We start from the raw sequence: 15,906 nt of genomic DNA on the forward strand, positions 1-15,906 counted from the left end.
CATGAAAAAAAATAATCAAAGTGGTTTTACTCTGATCGAGTTGATGATTGTTGTAGCAGTCATCGGCATATTGTCTGCTATTGCTTATCCTTCCTATACAGAATCGGTATTAAAGGGAAAACGTGCGCAGGCGCGAGCGGCTATTGCCGAGCTGTTGCAGCAGCAAGAGCGCTACATGACACAGCGAAACTGCTATCTCGGCTTTTCGACCAATACCAGTACAGGTGCGGCGACGCCTACGGCTCCCTCTCCGTCTACCGCTTGCGGAGGCGTAACCGCAAGCAGTGCTCCTTTTAAAACATTTTCCGGAGAGAGTTTAGCGGGAGCCAGTTATTTCCTAACGGCTACCACATGTCCAGGGACTGGTTCAAGCACTCTGTCCATTGCTAGCTGTGTGAAAGTTGTTGCCACTCCCGTGAAATCGGACCCTAAAGTGGCGAATCTGGAAATGACTAGCAGTGGATTGAAAACCTGTACAGGCACAACGACCAACAAGAGCTTGTGCTGGCCATGATCATTCATCGAAAAATCAATCCACGCGGGTTCACACTGATTGAGCTCATGGTGGTTATTGCGATTGTGGGCGTACTGCTTACATTGGCAGCACCCAGCTTTGTCAGCTTTCAACGAAATTCTGAGCTGACTTCACTGGCAAACAAAATGCTGGGGTCCATCAATTCTGCACGCAGTGAAGCAATGAAATCCGGGAGAAATGCATTCGTTGTTCCGAATGATTCAAGCAATTGGTCTACAGGCTGGTTTGTCTATGTCGACATGAATGCAGATAATTCCTATGAAGAAGGAACGGATCTCTTCATTCAAACACAGCCTGCTCTTGTCAGTTACATCGCTATGACTGGCAACAATAATGCGGCAGCATCAAGTCCCTATATCAGCTTCGATAGCGCTGGCTACGCCCGCACTGTCGGCGGTAATGGCCTCACTAATTTGGCCTTGTCCATCAAGCGCAACGACGTCAGCACTGCTGATACACCAGAGCAAAGTCGTTTAGTTATCGTGGCACGCACAGGCCGAACACGGGCGTGCAAACCCTCAGCCGACTCCAGCTGCACCACTAGCGCCAGCAATTAAATACGATTCAATGCACCAATGGGTTGACGCTACCATCAGTAGAAATGAACAATTTTTCCACTTATATGAACAAAGCGCTTGAGCAGGCAGCTCAGGCGCTTTTTCTTTCCTCTCCCAATCCGCGCGTTGGCTGCGTGATCATTGATCGTGAAGGCCAGATCATCGGCCAAGGCTTTACCCAGCAGGCTGGCGGCCCGCATGCCGAAGTCATGGCACTGCGCGATGCCTCAGCCAAAGGCAATGATGTGCAAAGCGCCACGGCCTATGTGACGCTGGAGCCCTGCTCTCACCACGGCCGCACCGGCCCTTGCTGCGACGCGCTGCTGGCAGCTGGCATTGGCAAGGTGGTTGGTGCACTGACCGACCCCAACCCACAGGTTGCGGGACGAGGCTTTGATCGTCTGCGCACAGCAGGGGTGGAGGTTGAAGTCGGCCCCGGCGCAGCCGAGTCGCGTGAACTCAATATCGGTTTTTTCAGCCGCATGATTCGTGGCACGCCCTGGGTGCGTATGAAGGCTGCCAGCTCGCTAGATGGCGTGACGGCTTTGCACAACGGGAATAGTCAATGGATTACTTCGCCAGAGGCACGTGCGGACGGCCATGCCTGGCGCGCGCGCGCCTGCACGATCTTGACGGGCATTGGCACGTTGCTGGCAGATAACCCGCATCTGAATGTGCGCGATGTACCCACGCCGCGCCAGCCGCGTATTGCCGTGGTAGACAGCAAGCTCGACATTCCGCTGGATGCTCATGTTTTAAAAGCGCCTAGCGGATGCCTTATCTACACCTGCAGTACAAATCAATCCAAGGTTGAGCAACTGCAAGCGCTAGGCGCTATCGTTGTTGATATGCCCAATGCCTACGACAAAGTCGATCTGGCCGCCATGCTGCGCGATCTGGCACAGCGCGGCACCAATGAGCTGCATGTGGAGGCTGGCTTCAAGCTCAACGGCTCATTGATTCGCGAAGGGCTGGTGGATGAGTTTCTCTTCTATCAGGCACCCAAGTTGCTGGGCACAGGCGCCATGGGCATTGCCAGTTTCGGCCCCCTGAATGAACTGAGCGAGGGCCTGCAACTGGAGTTTCATGATGTGGCGCGACTGGGGCCAGACCTGCGCATCGTGGCCAGAGTTCAAGGCCGCGACAAGTTCTAGCGGAGCCGGCGTCTTACATGCGAAAAAAGCCATCATCGGTTACAAGATAACAATGCTGGCGATCGTCCCCCTCCACTCCATACCTTTGCTCTTTAAACGCTTGGTGCTGCCTGCATGCGCCGCAGCCGTACTACTTTTGACGGGCTGCGCCACCCAGCTCCCCAAAGATGTAGAGCGCCCCGTCAGCACGGCACTGAGCCAGCCTCAAAACACCGGTCTGGGCGCATTCATTAACCAGAATCGCCCAGCCACCGCCAAGGACGACGCTTCAGCCTTTGCCTTGATCTCCGGCCCGCAGCAAGCCTTCAGCAGTCGCATGGCACTGGTGGAGAACGCGCAGAAAACGCTTGACCTGCAGTACTACGCGATTCATGCCGATCAAAGCACAGGGAGCCTGCTGCGAGCCATCGTTCATGCGGCACAGCGCGGCGTGCGGGTTAGGGTGTTGCTCGACGACTTCCACAGCACAGGACCGGATGCTCAGGTGATGCGCCTGGCCTTTGTACCCAACGTGGATATGCGCATGTTCAACCCGCTGGCGGGCTCTCGAGCCTCCACCATCGGCCGCGCCTGGACGCTGCTGACCGACTTTCAGCGCGCGCAGCAGCGCATGCACAACAAGATGTTTGTGGCCGACAACGCCCTGGCGGTCATTGGTGGCCGCAATCTGGGAGATGCCTACTTCGACGCTTCCAACGACGGCAACTTTGTCGATCTGGATGTACTGACCGGCGGCCCCGTGGTCAAGGATCTGTCGCGCAGCTTTGACCGTTACTGGAATAATGTGCGCGCCTACCCGGTTCAATCACTGGTCAGCGAGGCTGAGTTGCTGCAACTCAAGGAACAGTTTGATCGCGAAGATGCCACAACCGAGGCCGAAGCCACCAAGCACATACGACCCTCCATCGACCTCGAGGCAGAATCTCTGAACCTGAGCAGTATTCCCTGGATCTGGGCCCGCGCCTTGGTGCTGGCTGATAGCCCGACCAAGATTCCAGTCGAAGGCAATGAGAGAGCCAGCGGAGCCGAAACCTTTGCCGAAGCATTGCTCAAGGCAGACGATTCCAGCACTCCCCCCATTTCCGCCACCCCCGCACTCCAAGCGGACTCGGTCGTCGATGGCCTGCTGGCTCTGATTCGCTCGGCCAAGCAGGATTTGCTGGTGGTCTCGCCTTACTTTGTCCCCGGGGACGAAATCATGAGCGCGTTTCGCACCGCGCGCCAGCAGGGGGTGCGCATTCGCATCCTGACGAATTCACTAGCCTCCAATGATGCGCCGCTGGCGCACGCCGGTTACGCCCGCCACCGCAAGGAATTGCTGGAGCTGGGAGTGATTCTTTACGAGATGCGCAGTGAAGCCGCCAATGTGCGCTCGGCACTGCGGGCTGGCGGCACAGGATCGGGGGGCAGCACAGGCACCTCTCGCGCCATGCTCCACACCAAGCTGCTGGTGATCGACGGGCACCTGGCTGCCGTGGGCTCGATGAATCTGGATATGCGCTCCCGACTCCAGAACACCGAGATTGCCGTGCTCATCGCCAGCCGCCGTTTCAGCCAATTGGCCAGCGACAGCATTGACGAAAGCCTGCCTGAGAACAGCTGGCGCGTAGAGATTGACCCCAGCGGCAAGCTGATCTGGCGTGCGCCGCAAGACAGCGGCCTGAGCGACGCGCATTCAGAGCCCGATGCCAGCCTCGGCCTGCGCCTTATGCTGCAGCTGATTGGGCCTCTGGCTCCAGACAGTCTGCTGTAGCCGCAGCCTGCGGCCAGCGCCATTCCTGCTGCAAGTCACGCTGGGGCAAGGCCTGCACCCAGTCGTTGATGGTGCTTTGATCGGTTTGCGTGCGTACTTCCTGAAAGGCGATTTCAGCCTCAGGAAAGCGTCTGCGCATCAGGTTAAGCCATTGCTTGAGTCGGCCAGCCCGCTGGCGCGGCTCCAAGTCTTCGCAGACCATCTGCCAAAAACGCTGCACTTGCGGCACCACTACCGGCCAGTCAATGCCCGCCTCTGTGGTGTTGGTACCCTGCGCCAATGCCTTGCGGATGGCCAGAGCCAGCCCCGGGTCAGCCACAATGCCGCGCCCCAGCATCAGATCGTCGCAACCCGAAACTTCGCGGCAACGCAGGGCTTCTTCCACCGTCCAGATCTCGCCATTGGCCACCACATTCACACCCACAGCTTCGCGGATGCGCGGAATTTCTTCCCAGAAGGCAGGCGGGCGATAACCATCAAGCTTGGTACGCGCGTGCACCACGATTTCGCAGGCACCGCCGCTTTCCATGGCCTGCGCGCATTCGGTCATCAGCGTCCGGTCGTTAAAGCCCAGCCGCATCTTGGCCGACACAGGCAGGTGCGCGGGAACAGCCTTGCGCACTGCCTCCACCACACGAGCGATCTGCGCCGGGTCTTGTAGCAGCGATGCACCACCACCATGGCGGTTGACAACCTTGGCCGGGCAGCCAAAGTTCAGATCAATCCCTTCAGGCCCCAGCCGCGCCAGATTCGCAGCGTTCTCGGCCATGCTGGATGGGTCAGAGCCCAGCAACTGGGCGCGCACCGGCACGCCGGCCAGCGTTTTGCTGCCGTTGCGCAGCTCGGGCATGATGCCCAGATACACCTTATCGGGCAGCAGCGTGCCAGTGATGCGAATGAACTCGGACACGCAGCGGTCAGCGCCGCCCACCCGGGTCAGCACATCACGCAGAACAAAATCCAGCAGCCCTTCCATGGGCGCAAGCAGCAGTCTCATTTCAGACTCAAATCAAATTGACCTGTAGCGCTTATCCAGAATGCGCTTACAGCTATTAATTCAGAAGCAATCTCTATGGGTTGCAGGCGTAATCCAAGTGATTCACTGCGCATTGAAGCAGATTCACACCAGTGTCATCGTCAGCACATGCAATAGCGCATCGCCATTTGTATTGCGCCAGACAGCACCCACCATGATTTTGCAAAAAACCGCCAAGGCCCAAGAGGAACTTCAGCCCGGGACGCGCCAGCTGCCACAGCGTGCACGCTCTCTGCTGTTGATGGCCGGCGGCAAAAGCATGGAGGAACTCCAAGCCTTGCTGGGCAGCGATCATGCCGCACTGGCCCGGCAGTTGGTGGCACAGGGCTATCTGGAGCTGATCGCCACTGGCGAGAGCAAGAGCAGCAGCCCCGCTTTAGCGCCAGCCATCAATATGGCAGGCACGCGTATGTATTTGTTTGACCTGTGCGAGCGATTGTTTGCCAACCGTCACGAAACCCTTGCTCAGGCATTACGCACGCAACTGCGTGAAGCACGGGACCTGAGCAGCTTGCGCAGCGCCAGCCTGAACTTTCTGGTGGCCGTGCAAGAGTATGCAGGGGAGGAGCGAGCCCAGTCGCTGCGCGAGCGACTGGCTGCTTTGCTGGCCTGCCACGATGCGAGTGGCGAGGCCGTCAACGAGACACAAAAAAGCTCAGCGACCGAGCCTTCTCTGGCTTAACGCAGCGCTTTATTACGCTTAGATTGCGACCAGACGCCAGAGCGAGGTGACTTCCGCAGCACGTGCAGCGTGCAGCGGGTCTTCGCTATCTTGCACCTTGCCGTGACTGGGGCGAATGTCTTCGCGGCCCAGCACCTTGAGGCCTGCAGCCTCAATCCAGCCCAGCAGCTCTTCGCGCTTGCGCAGCTTCAGGTGCTCAGCCAGATCAGACAGGATGAGCCAGCCTTCGCCACCGGGTTGCAGATGCGCAGCCAGACCTTGAACAAAGCCACGCAGCATGCGGCTGTCTTCGTCGTAGATGGCCTGATCGAGCAGCGATGCGGCCTTGCCAGGCAACCATGGTGGGTTGCAGACAATCAGGCCGGCACGGCCTTCGGGAAACAGGTCAGCACGTTGCAGCTTCACCTTGGCTGCATGACCAAGACGCTGCAGGTTCTCGGTGGCACAGCTCAAAGCACGCTCGCTCATGTCGGTCGCCACAATGGATTTGACGCCGCGCTTGATCAGCTGGGCTGAGAGCACGCCAGTGCCCACGCCAATATCCCAGGCCTGCTGCATGCCAGCGGCTGGAATAGGCGCACGTGCCACCAGCTCAAGGTACTCGCCGCGCACGGGCGAGAACACACCGTAATGGGCATGAATGCGCTCGCCATCCAGCGCAGCAAGCTCCACGCCTTTTTTCCGCCACTCATGAGCGCCAACGACGCCAAGCAAGTCACGCAGCGGCACCAGCACCGATTGCGCAGCGCCTTGCTTGGGGGCTGTGCCCCACGCTTCGGTACAGGCAACGCTCCAGTCAGGAGCGCGGCGCAGTGCGCAATGCCATTGCTCATCCAGCTCAATCAGAATGCTGGCCAGTACGCGTGCGCGCTGAGCCTGAGTCTGGCGATACAGATGAAAGGCGTGGGGAAATGTGATTTCAGCAGCGGCAGCAGCCTTGCGGCGTGTCACCTTTTTTTCAAGCCTGCGGCCCAGCGCCACCAAGAGCTGGCGGGCGTTCTGAAAGTCACCACGCCACAGCAGCGAGGCACCTTCGCTGATATGGCGAAACGCCGTATCAGCGGGCATGGTGTCATCGGCCAGCTCAATGCGCTTGGGCTGCGGCAGGCTGCTTTCAGTGCGCCACAGGGCAGAGCGGGGCTTGCCCTTCTCTTGCCACTCAAGCGGTTGATAGGCGGAGACTGAGGCCGCGACGTTGTTGTTATTGATGGTCTTCACGGCCTGTCTTTCAATGGGCTAATGGCTTGTTTAGCCGTTCAGAGGGCGCTTAACGCGCACTTCTTCAATCTTGATGCTGCCAACCACTGCCGTCTTGGCAGTGGACATCTCACGCTTGAAACCGGCCATTTCGTGGAAACGCAGGGCACGTTCATTGCGCAGAGGAATCCAGGCTGTCACGTTGGTACAGCCTTCTTCCAGCAAACCATCACGGGCAGCATCCCACAGAGCCACGCCAACGCCTTGGCTCCAGTGAGTGGGAGATGCATAGATGGCCCAAATCTCACCAGTAGTCTGGCGAGACTTTTCATCACGGGATCGGTCAAAGCCGACAAAGCCGACGATCTTGTCGCCTTCAATGGCGACCTGGACCTGCGGCTCACAGAATTCAATAGCTTCGCGCCAGTAAGCCTGGCGCTTTTCAACCGAGGACATGGCCTTCAGTTGATCATCGGGAACCAGACCTCGATAAGCCTCCAGTGCGGAAGCAGTATGGATCTGGGCAATCGCTTTTGCATCGCGAAGAGTAGCGGGACGGACCTGGATACTGGACATGGAAAAACCGGGGCAGAAACATGTAAGAATAGAAGGGCGCAATTGTCTACAAATTTAGAGTTTTGGCACGCGGCATGGTTGTTAGCCATTCGGTTGACTGCGGCTGTTCGCATTTCCTTGCCCTGTAGCAATCTATGTGCTATGCGCTCATCAAAGCAGAGCAGCAAGCCCGCATTCCTCAAGGGTTTGAGTCACATTTAATGACAAATAGTCAGGACTCAAATCACCCTTGACAGCAGTAAATCTGGCAATGCCTTCAAAACAGCATCAAAGCCAGCGCCGCATGAAGCGCATCATGCGATCAAACTTTTCACCAAACGGCGGGTAAAGCATTGACGTGGCAGCCCAGCGCGACTGCACGAAAACCGCCTTCTGGTGCACAAAACGCAGAAAGCCTTGCTCGGAGTGATAAGCACCCCAGCCACTCTCGCCGACCCCACCAAACGGCAGGTTGTCATGCGCCACATGCAACAAAGTGTCGTTCACACAGACACCTCCGCTGACCGTACGCAGCAGCACCGCATCGCGCTCTGCCTCATCGTTGCCAAACCAGTACAGCGCCAGCGGGCGCGGGCTGGCATTGATGGCGTTGATCACGTCTTCAATGCGCTCATACGAGATCACCGGCAGGATGGGGCCAAAAATCTCTTCCTGCATCAGCTGCATTTCGCCCGTGGCACCAAACACCAGTGCGGGAGCGAACTGGCGCTCAACCGCCTCACCCCACAAGGTGGCATCGCCATCTACCGCAGGCGCTGCAGCCTCATGCATCCAGTGCACCTGCGCGCCAAGGCTCTGGGCCTGGCGCAGCATCTGCTTGAGCCGTGCCAGATGGCGCTTGCTGATGATGGCCGTGTAATCGGGGTTGCCTGAAATCCGCGGATACAGCTGCTGCACAGCAGCCTTGTAGGCCTCCGCAAAAGCCTGCTCCTGCCCACGCGGCAGCAGCACATAGTCGGGGGCGATACAGGTCTGCCCGGCGTTGACCAGCTTGCCATAGGCCACCTTGAGCGCCACGGCCTGCAAATCGCAGTCCTGCGCAATGATGCAAGGGGACTTACCACCCAGCTCCAGCGTCGTCGGTGTCAGGTGCACAGCAGCCGCCTGTGCCACGCGCCGCCCCACGGCGGTCGAGCCCGTAAACAGCAGATGATCGAACTGCAGGCCCGAGAACTGCGTGGCCACACCCACATCGCCCTCAATCACGCTGAACTCATCAGGTGCAAAGAATTGAGCGACCAGCTCGGCCATCTTCGCTGAAGTATTCGGTGTCAGTTCACTGGGCTTGAGCATGACGCGGTTACCCGCCGCCAATGCGGTGATGACTGGTGCCAGAGACAGCTGCACCGGGTAGTTCCACGGCGAGATGATGCCCACCACACCCAGCGGCTGGCGTTCTATCCAGGCTTTGCCCGGCTGCAGCATCAGCGGTGTGCGCACGCGCTGGCGTTTGCTCCATTTCGGAAGGTACTTGAGCGTGTGCTTGAGCATATTGCGTACCAGCATCAAATCCAGCATTTCCGTCCAGCGCTCAGAGCGCACGCCAAAATCCTGCTCCACGGCCGCGCACAGCGCCGGTCCGTTTTCATCCAGCATCTTCTGCAGGCGCAGCAAACGCTCGCGCCGCACCAGCAAAGGTGCATCGACCTGCGCGCGGCTGGCTTGGTATTGCAAGTCAAAAATGCGATGCAAGTCCATTTAGTTCATGCCCGTCTGAATATCTCAAAATTACAGCCCCGACGATAACGCGGGTCTACGTAAACACAGCGTAAAAAAAGAGCCTGATGCAACATTGCACAGGCTCTTTTGTTTTGACCTCGGCATCAGCCCTCGGCCTTTGTCGCCTCACTCACAGCAAAGTATGAAGGCTGCAAGCAGGCTTGTCATTACGACTCATGTACCTCGCGCGGCTGCACATCGGTCACATCGCCCGCGCCAGGCAGAACGCCGCGGCGCGAGCGACCTTCACGCACATCATCTTTAGCCTGGGCATTGCCCGACGATTGCGCCATCCACTCGGCCCCCGAGCGGTACACCGTCTGCCAGCCAGCAAACGGACTCATGGCTCCCATGCTCATGGGCACGATGGGCTGACCCGTGAACCTGGCCCACAGGGCGCGCGCGCCCCATACCAGAGCAATCAGGCAGGCCACGGCCAGTAGGCACAGGAAGAACACCAGACCCACCAGCATCAGCACGATGCGGACGGCCCAGCGGGTTGCGGTAGTGGCGAAATCGTTCAAAGCAATACCTTTCTATGGGCTCGGCCCTCAGGACACGCCTGAGGACTCGAACCTGAATACCCCGGGCTCAATCACCGGGTCTACTGTCACTGCAATCGTACTCTTGGGCGGGAACTTTCCTTCGAGTAACAACTTGGACAGCGGGTTTTCAATACGCTGCTGAATCGCACGCTTGAGCGGACGGGCACCGAACACGGGATCGAAACCGACCTTGGCCAGCTCGGCCAGAGCCTGCTCGGACACCTGAATGCTCAGCTCCATCTTCTGCAGACGGCTTTCCAGCAACTTCAGCTGTATCTTGGCAATCGCCTCGATGTTCTTGGCATCCAGTGCATGGAAGACCACAGTTTCATCAATGCGGTTCAGGAATTCGGGTCGGAAATGGTTTTTAAGTTCCCCCCAGACCGCTTCCTTCACATCATCCGCATCCTCGCCCACCATGGCTTGGATCAAATGTGAACCAATGTTGCTGGTCATCACGATCACGGTGTTCTTGAAGTCCACCGTGCGACCCTGACCATCGGTCAGGCGACCATCGTCCAGCACCTGCAGCAGCACGTTGAAGACATCGGGGTGGGCTTTTTCCACCTCGTCCAGCAGCAGCACGCTATAGGGCTTGCGGCGCACGGCTTCGGTCAAATAACCACCCTCCTCATAGCCGACATAGCCTGGGGGCGCACCAATCAATCGTGCCACAGAGTGCTTTTCCATGAACTCACTCATGTCAACCCGCACCAGGTGATCTTCGCTGTCGAACAAGAAGCCTGCCAGCGCCTTGCACAGCTCGGTCTTACCCACGCCCGTAGGGCCCAGGAACAGGAAAGAGCCTGTAGGACGATTCGGATCGGACAGACCCGAGCGCGAGCGGCGAATGGCGTTGGAGACTGCGGCAATAGCCTCTTCTTGGCCCACGACGCGTTCGTGCAGCTTGGTTTCCATCTGCAGCAGTTTGTCTTTTTCGCCCTGCATCATCTTGGCAACGGGGATACCCGTGGCACGGCTGACCACCTCGGCAATTTCCTCAGCACCGACCTGGGTGCGCAGCAGCTTGTGGGCAGGCGCACCATCTCGGCCTTGTTCCTTGGCCTGGGCTTCGTGCAACTGCTTCTCGAGCGCAGGAAGCTTGCCGTATTGCAGCTCGGCCACCTTGTTGAAGTCACCCTTACGCTTGAACTCTTCAATCTGAATGCGCAGTTGGTCAATCTCCTTGCGGATTTGCTCCGAACCCTGTGCGCTGGCTTTCTCAGCCTTCCAGATTTCTTCCAGATCGGCGTATTCGCGCTCCAGGCTTTCGAGTTCTTCCTCGATCAGCGACAGACGCTTTTGCGAGGCTTCGTCCTTCTCGCGCTTCATGGCTTCGCGCTCGATCTTGAGCTGAATCATGCGGCGCTCAAGCTTGTCCATCACCTCGGGCTTGGAGTCCATCTCGATCTTGATCTTGGCCGCCGCCTCGTCGATCAAGTCAATGGCCTTGTCGGGCAGAAAGCGATCGGTAATATAGCGGTGGCTCAGCTCTGCTGCAGCAACGATAGCAGGGTCGGTAATATCGACGTTGTGGTGCGCCTCATACTTCACCTGCAAACCGCGCAAGATAGCGATGGTGTCTTCCACCGATGGCTCGCCCACAATCACCTTCTGGAAGCGACGCTCCAGCGCAGCATCTTTCTCGATGTACTTGCGGTATTCGTCAAGCGTAGTAGCGCCCACGCAGTGCAGCTCGCCACGCGCCAGCGCGGGCTTGAGCATATTGCCTGCGTCCATGGCACCATCGGCCTTGCCGGCACCGACCATGGTGTGAATTTCGTCAATGAACAGGATGACGCGGCCTTCTTCCTGAGCCAGCTCTTTGAGCACGGATTTCAGGCGCTCTTCAAAGTCACCGCGGTACTTGGCTCCGGCCAGCAGGCCCGCCATATCGAGCGACAGGACGCGCTTGTTCTGCAGGCTCTCTGGCACTTCACCAGCCACAATGCGCTGGGCCAGGCCTTCGACAATCGCGGTCTTACCCACGCCGGGCTCGCCAATCAGCACGGGGTTGTTCTTGCTGCGGCGCTGCAGCACCTGAATGGCGCGGCGAATTTCGTCGTCGCGACCAATCACGGGATCAAGCTTGCCGCTGCGGGCACGCTCGGTCAGGTCCATCGTGTACTTCTTCAGCGCTTCGCGCTGGCCTTCGGATTCTGCACTGTCCACGTTCTGCCCTCCTCGTACGGCGTTGATGGCGGCTTCCAGGCTGGATTTGCTCACACCGCTTTGTTTGAGCAAGGCCCCGGCACGTGTGGCCGAACCTTTGCTGTCAGCCAGCGCCAGCAAGAACAGCTCGCTGGCGATGAACTGGTCACCGCGATTGAGTGCTTCCTTCTCTGCGGCCTGCAGCAATCGGGCCAGCTCCGTGCCCACTTGCACATCGCCCTGCTGCTGCACACGCGGCAGGTCGGCCATGGCCTCCTCGGCCAGGTTTTTGAGTTGCTGCACATTGCCGCCGGCACGCTGCAAAAGAGCGCGCGGGCCGTCGTCCTGGCGCAGCATGGCGACCAGAAGGTGCAAGGGGTCGATGGTGGATTGGTCAGCACCGAGCGCCAGAGACTGCGCATCGGCCAAGGCTTCTTGGAATTTGGTCGTCAGTTTGTCAATTCGCATGGTGTGTCGCTCTCGCTCCATATCAATGTCATTGCAATTTATCTGATAGCCGTGCGGGTATTTTCAAGACCACGGCCAACAACAAAGCTGCCAAACGGCTTCAAGTGTGGCCTTGTTTGAGAAAGATCAAATCGGCGCATCCGCACGCAGGCCACGCCTGAGCATGGCGTGCCCAGCCGGACTACTGTGTAGGATAAAACCCACAATCCATTAAACACCTGCACACCCGATCAGGCAACCATCAACCAGGGGAATATCAACGCAAAACCATCAAAAAGCATAGCCACCAGAGATTCATAGATATACGTTTCAGGCAGTTTTTATTCCATGCCATCAATGAAAATACATGTCTCCAAGCAAGCGTCTGGAGGCGACCGCCTCGGAGCGATACCGCCTCTCGGAAGATCACTCGCTCAGTAGGCCCAGCGCTGCAGCGCCTGCTCATCGCTGACACGCGCATCCACCCAGCGGGCCCCCTGCTCGGTTTGCTCTTTTTTCCAGAAGGGGGCTTCGGACTTGAGGTAGTCCATGATGTATTCGCAGGCTTCGAACGATTTGCCACGGTGGGCACTGGTCACCGCCACCAGCACGATCTGCTCCATTGGCTGCAGCAGACCGATGCGGTGAATGACACACGCGCCAAAGATGCCGAAGCGCTCTACCGCCTTGTCGATGATCGCTTCTATGCTTTTTTCGGTCATGCCGGGGTAATGCTCCAGCTCCATGCTGGAGACAGAATCACCTTCATTGCGATCGCGCACCGTGCCGACGAAGCTGCAGACGGCCCCTACACGCGCATCACCCGCACGCAGGGCGGCAATTTCGGCGCTCAGGTCAAAGTCTTGGGTCTGGATGGATACACGTGCAGCAGTCATACCTGCATTGTCGCAGGCCAGCATGGTCATGCGCGGCGCATTAGCATTGAGGCATGCCCGCGCAAACCATCAATTTACCGGAGTACACGCTGTACCCGTCGCCTCGTAACGAGCACCGGATGATCTTTGAATTTCAGATCTTCGTGCCCTATGCCTATGAGCTGATTCACCTGCCCGACTACAACTTCAAGGGCAAGGCGACCTTGTTCGCCGCGCACCGCAAGGCGGACAAAAAATCGGGCCAGCTCATTACCTGCGAGCTGGCAGACGATCTGGCGCGCTTTGAGCGCCTGTTTGAGCCTAGCTAAAGAGGCAGACTCGCATGGACGACACCAGCCAGATTCAGCCGCCGCCCAGCTTTGCGGATCTGTTTCGCACCCGCAGCGGCAAGCTGTCCACCTCGATTGGCGAGGTGGTGCAACGCTATGAACTGTGCGAAGACCTGGCCTGCCACCTGACAGAGCAGGCGCAGACGCTCTACCACTCGGGCAATTCGTCTGAAGAGCAGGTGCTGCTGGGCATGCATGCCGGTCTGGCGGCTGATGGCTCTGTGGTCAGCTCCGCAGAGGCGAGCTGGATTGTGCAGCGTATGGCCGAGCTGCTGGAGTGGCGTGCGCCGCAGCTGCCAGCCCCCATTTCAGAATAAAAACAGGCTCCAGCCCAATAGATAAAAGCGCAAGCAGCTATCAAAAGAAAAGCCGTGCAAGCAATGCTGCACGGCTTTTTGCTTTGCAGGTTCGGGCGAACTTATTCAGCCTTGGCCCAGTCCGCATAGCGGTTCAGAATGCGCTGCACTTGGCCGTGCGTCCATTCGCCGCCTTTGGCGGCTGTAATGCCCAGGGCATTGAGTTCAGCAGCCATGGCGCGGTGGGTCAGGCCTTTTTCTTGCAGCTGCGCAAACAGCGCTTCGTGCTGCCTGGCAAAGGCATCGGCTGCCGATTTGCGCTTTTCTACTGTGGCCCGGATATTGGCCGCGCCCGCTGTGCCCAGCTTGACGCCGCGCTCGCGCGCATCGGCCAGCGCACGGCGGGTGCGCGAGCTGATGTCGGGGTTGATCTCGGTAGAAGGCAAATCGGCAGTGTCGGTCATGGCATTACAGGTGGGATATAGGTCAGAGTCTGACCCAGGAACCATAGCAGGAACAGCACCAGCGGGGTGTGAACCAGCAATTGCACAAAGTTAAAGCCAATCAGATCGCGCGCCCTCAGTCCCAGCACGCCCAGCAGCGGCAACATGTAGAAGGGGTTGATCAGGTTGGGCAGCGCTTCGGCAGCGTTATAGATCTGCACGGCCCAGCCCAGGTGATATTGCAGGTCGTTAGCCACTTGCATGACGTAAGGCGCTTCCACAATCCACTTGCCACCGCCCGAGGGCAGGAAGAAGCCCAGCACGGCGGAGTAGGTGCCCATCAGCAGCGCATAGGTGTCATGCGTGGCGAAGTTGGTGAAGAAGGTGGAGATGTAGTGCGCAATGCTGGCACCGTCTGCGCCCTTGACCTCCGTCATGATGGCAGCAATCGCACCATACAGCGGGAACTGGATCAGCACGCCGGTGGTCGTTGGCACAGCACGCGCCACGGCATCCAGAAAGCTGCGGGGGCGCCAGTGCAGCAGCGCACCCACCATCAAGAAGATCAGGTTGTAGGTGTTCAGACCCGAAATCGCCTGAATGAAGGGCTTGCTGGAGAACTCCTCCACCATCCAGCCCACCGTCAACAGCACCAGCATGATGATGAGGATGGGGCTGTGCTCAAGCCATTCACCGGGGCGCGTAGGCTTGGGCAGATCATGCGCAACGGCCTGACCCAGATCGACCTGGCAGTCAGCCGCATCACGCGCTGTGCCTTCACCGGGAGCTGTCATATAGGCCACCACGATGGACACAATCATCAGTGCCGCCAGCATCACGCCGGACTGCCACAGAAAGATGGTCTGGGTGAAAGGAATCACGCCGGTAATCGCCAGAATGCCGGGCGGCAGGCTGGCCGGGTTGGCCTGCAACTGCGCCGCCGAAGACGAAATGCCCAGCGCCCACACAGCACCCAGACCCAGATAAACGGCTGCGCCCGCAGCGCGGTAGTCCATCTTGATGTCTGTACGGCGTGCCAGCGCCTTGACCAGCAGGCCGCCGAACACCAGGCTCAGGCCCCAGTTCAAAAGCGATGCGGTCAGCGCCACAAAGGCCACCCAGGCCACGGCACCGCGGCCGGTCTTGGGCACGCGGGCCAGCGCCTCTATCAGCTTGGAAGCAGGCTTGGAGCTGGCCACCACATAGCCTCCAATCACCACAAAGGCCATTTGCATGGTGAAGGGGATCAGGCTCCAGAAGCCTTTACCAAAGGCCTTGCTGGTTTCCTGCACAGGCGCGCCGATGGCAAATGCCGCCAGCACCACGATAAAAATGCCGACTACGGCAAAGACCCAGGAATCCGGAAACCACTTCTCCGCCCAGCTGGCGCAGCGCATAGCAAAGCGCGCAGAGCGGGTCTCCTCCATATTGACGTGAGTTGTCATGAGTGTGTGCTTTCTACTTTTTGCAAGAAAGCGCGGATTCTGCAAAATGAATCTCACCAGACTCACAAAAACACCCCAAGGAAAACCCTAGTACGCAATCACACCCCCTCGCGTAAACACCTAGAAGTCATCCCATGCAAAAAAG

The 15,906-nt window shown here is 58.5% G+C and carries 16 protein-coding genes; 7 read left to right on the forward strand and 9 right to left on the reverse strand.

Going from position 1 to position 15,906, the window contains the following annotated elements; translation table 11 throughout:
* Window position 1: 1 nt before the first annotated feature.
* The 4 genes from CLU84_RS15350 to CLU84_RS15365 are packed head-to-tail and all read left to right on the forward strand — an operon-like array spanning window position 2 to window position 3,999.
* Window positions 2-514 carry a type IV pilin protein gene (locus CLU84_RS15350; protein ID WP_099738171.1) on the forward strand — a complete coding sequence of 171 codons (513 nt, stop codon included), beginning with the start codon at window positions 2-4 and terminating at the stop codon, window positions 512-514.
* Window positions 511-1,092 carry a GspH/FimT family pseudopilin gene (locus CLU84_RS15355; protein ID WP_099739046.1) on the forward strand — a complete coding sequence of 194 codons (582 nt, stop codon included), beginning with the start codon at window positions 511-513 and terminating at the stop codon, window positions 1,090-1,092. Before CLU84_RS15350 ends, CLU84_RS15355 begins: the two co-directional genes overlap by 4 nt.
* Before the next feature lie 44 nt (window positions 1,093-1,136).
* Window positions 1,137-2,246 carry a bifunctional diaminohydroxyphosphoribosylaminopyrimidine deaminase/5-amino-6-(5-phosphoribosylamino)uracil reductase RibD gene (ribD, locus tag CLU84_RS15360; RefSeq protein ID WP_099738172.1) on the forward strand — a complete coding sequence of 370 codons (1,110 nt, stop codon included), beginning with the start codon at window positions 1,137-1,139 and terminating at the stop codon, window positions 2,244-2,246.
* 52 nt (window positions 2,247-2,298) lie between these two features.
* Window positions 2,299-3,999, forward strand: coding sequence for a phosphatidylserine/phosphatidylglycerophosphate/cardiolipin synthase family protein (locus CLU84_RS15365; protein WP_099738173.1), 1,701 nt, complete (start codon window positions 2,299-2,301; stop codon window positions 3,997-3,999).
* On the opposite strand, the gene CLU84_RS15370 is transcribed toward CLU84_RS15365, so the two are convergent.
* On the reverse strand, window positions 3,953-4,996 hold the full coding sequence (locus tag CLU84_RS15370; RefSeq protein WP_099738174.1) for a tRNA-dihydrouridine synthase: 1,044 nt from the start codon (window positions 4,994-4,996) through the stop codon (window positions 3,953-3,955). The genes CLU84_RS15365 and CLU84_RS15370 overlap by 47 nt on opposite strands.
* A gap of 193 nt (window positions 4,997-5,189) precedes the next feature.
* Between CLU84_RS15370 and CLU84_RS15375 the strand changes: the two genes are divergently transcribed.
* Window positions 5,190-5,717, forward strand: coding sequence for a hypothetical protein (locus CLU84_RS15375; RefSeq protein WP_099739048.1), 528 nt, complete (start codon window positions 5,190-5,192; stop codon window positions 5,715-5,717).
* A gap of 18 nt (window positions 5,718-5,735) precedes the next feature.
* Here the strand turns inward: CLU84_RS15375 and CLU84_RS15380 are convergent, their stop codons facing one another.
* The 6 genes from CLU84_RS15380 to moaE form a co-directional block, all read right to left on the reverse strand.
* Entirely contained in the window at window positions 5,736-6,935 is a 1,200-nt protein-coding gene (locus CLU84_RS15380; RefSeq protein WP_369826869.1) for a methyltransferase, read from the reverse strand.
* Between the two features lie 30 nt (window positions 6,936-6,965).
* Window positions 6,966-7,490, reverse strand: coding sequence for a GNAT family N-acetyltransferase (locus tag CLU84_RS15385; RefSeq protein WP_099738175.1), 525 nt, complete (start codon window positions 7,488-7,490; stop codon window positions 6,966-6,968).
* Window positions 7,491-7,757: 267 nt separating this feature from the next.
* Entirely contained in the window at window positions 7,758-9,188 is a 1,431-nt protein-coding gene (locus CLU84_RS15390; protein ID WP_099738176.1) for a coniferyl aldehyde dehydrogenase, read from the reverse strand.
* A 188-nt stretch (window positions 9,189-9,376) separates the two neighbouring features.
* Window positions 9,377-9,733 (reverse strand): hypothetical protein, encoded by a 357-nt coding sequence (locus tag CLU84_RS15395; RefSeq protein WP_099738177.1) that lies wholly within the window; start codon window positions 9,731-9,733, stop codon window positions 9,377-9,379.
* Window positions 9,734-9,760: 27 nt separating this feature from the next.
* On the reverse strand, window positions 9,761-12,373 hold the full coding sequence (gene clpB, locus CLU84_RS15400; RefSeq protein WP_099738178.1) for an ATP-dependent chaperone ClpB: 2,613 nt from the start codon (window positions 12,371-12,373) through the stop codon (window positions 9,761-9,763).
* Window positions 12,374-12,786: 413 nt separating this feature from the next.
* Window positions 12,787-13,248 carry a molybdopterin synthase catalytic subunit MoaE gene (gene moaE / locus CLU84_RS15405; protein ID WP_099739052.1) on the reverse strand — a complete coding sequence of 154 codons (462 nt, stop codon included), beginning with the start codon at window positions 13,246-13,248 and terminating at the stop codon, window positions 12,787-12,789.
* A 53-nt stretch (window positions 13,249-13,301) separates the two neighbouring features.
* Here moaE and CLU84_RS15410 point away from each other — a divergent pair, with 53 nt between their 5' ends.
* Complete coding sequence (locus CLU84_RS15410; protein ID WP_099738179.1) at window positions 13,302-13,556, forward strand: hypothetical protein; 255 nt, start codon at window positions 13,302-13,304, stop codon at window positions 13,554-13,556.
* Window positions 13,557-13,570: 14 nt separating this feature from the next.
* Window positions 13,571-13,894: a hypothetical protein gene (locus tag CLU84_RS15415; protein WP_099738180.1), complete on the forward strand. Its 324-nt coding sequence runs from the start codon at window positions 13,571-13,573 to the stop codon at window positions 13,892-13,894.
* 101 nt (window positions 13,895-13,995) lie between these two features.
* On the opposite strand, the gene CLU84_RS15420 is transcribed toward CLU84_RS15415, so the two are convergent.
* Both CLU84_RS15420 and CLU84_RS15425 read right to left on the reverse strand, forming a co-directional pair.
* Window positions 13,996-14,337 (reverse strand): recombinase family protein, encoded by a 342-nt coding sequence (locus CLU84_RS15420; RefSeq protein WP_099738181.1) that lies wholly within the window; start codon window positions 14,335-14,337, stop codon window positions 13,996-13,998.
* On the reverse strand, window positions 14,334-15,761 hold the full coding sequence (locus tag CLU84_RS15425) for a short-chain fatty acid transporter (protein ID WP_099738182.1): 1,428 nt from the start codon (window positions 15,759-15,761) through the stop codon (window positions 14,334-14,336). Before CLU84_RS15425 ends, CLU84_RS15420 begins: the two co-directional genes overlap by 4 nt.
* Window positions 15,762-15,906: the final 145 nt, after the last annotated feature.

It is taken from the genome of Comamonas sp. 26 (assembly GCF_002754475.1).
GTDB lineage: Bacteria > Pseudomonadota > Gammaproteobacteria > Burkholderiales > Burkholderiaceae_C > Comamonas.

Excerpts from the sequence above, each read along its gene's own strand:
- CLU84_RS15385 (WP_099738175.1), bottom strand. The coding sequence starts at position 7,490 with ATGTCCAGTATCCAGGTCCGTCCCGCTACTCTTCGCGATGCAAAAGCG.
- moaE (WP_099739052.1), bottom strand. The coding sequence starts at position 13,248 with ATGACTGCTGCACGTGTATCCATCCAGACCCAAGACTTTGACCTGAGC.
- CLU84_RS15365 (WP_099738173.1), top strand. The coding sequence starts at position 2,299 with ATGCTGGCGATCGTCCCCCTCCACTCCATACCTTTGCTCTTTAAACGC.
- CLU84_RS15355 (WP_099739046.1), top strand. The coding sequence starts at position 511 with ATGATCATTCATCGAAAAATCAATCCACGCGGGTTCACACTGATTGAG.
- CLU84_RS15390 (WP_099738176.1), bottom strand. The coding sequence starts at position 9,188 with ATGGACTTGCATCGCATTTTTGACTTGCAATACCAAGCCAGCCGCGCG.
- CLU84_RS15415 (WP_099738180.1), top strand. The coding sequence starts at position 13,571 with ATGGACGACACCAGCCAGATTCAGCCGCCGCCCAGCTTTGCGGATCTG.
- CLU84_RS15410 (WP_099738179.1), top strand. The coding sequence starts at position 13,302 with ATGCCCGCGCAAACCATCAATTTACCGGAGTACACGCTGTACCCGTCG.
- CLU84_RS15420 (WP_099738181.1), bottom strand. The coding sequence starts at position 14,337 with ATGACCGACACTGCCGATTTGCCTTCTACCGAGATCAACCCCGACATC.
- CLU84_RS15370 (WP_099738174.1), bottom strand. The coding sequence starts at position 4,996 with ATGAGACTGCTGCTTGCGCCCATGGAAGGGCTGCTGGATTTTGTTCTG.
- CLU84_RS15350 (WP_099738171.1), top strand. The coding sequence starts at position 2 with ATGAAAAAAAATAATCAAAGTGGTTTTACTCTGATCGAGTTGATGATT.
- CLU84_RS15425 (WP_099738182.1), bottom strand. The coding sequence starts at position 15,761 with ATGACAACTCACGTCAATATGGAGGAGACCCGCTCTGCGCGCTTTGCT.
- CLU84_RS15375 (WP_099739048.1), top strand. The coding sequence starts at position 5,190 with ATGATTTTGCAAAAAACCGCCAAGGCCCAAGAGGAACTTCAGCCCGGG.
- clpB (WP_099738178.1), bottom strand. The coding sequence starts at position 12,373 with ATGCGAATTGACAAACTGACGACCAAATTCCAAGAAGCCTTGGCCGAT.
- ribD (WP_099738172.1), top strand. The coding sequence starts at position 1,137 with ATGAACAATTTTTCCACTTATATGAACAAAGCGCTTGAGCAGGCAGCT.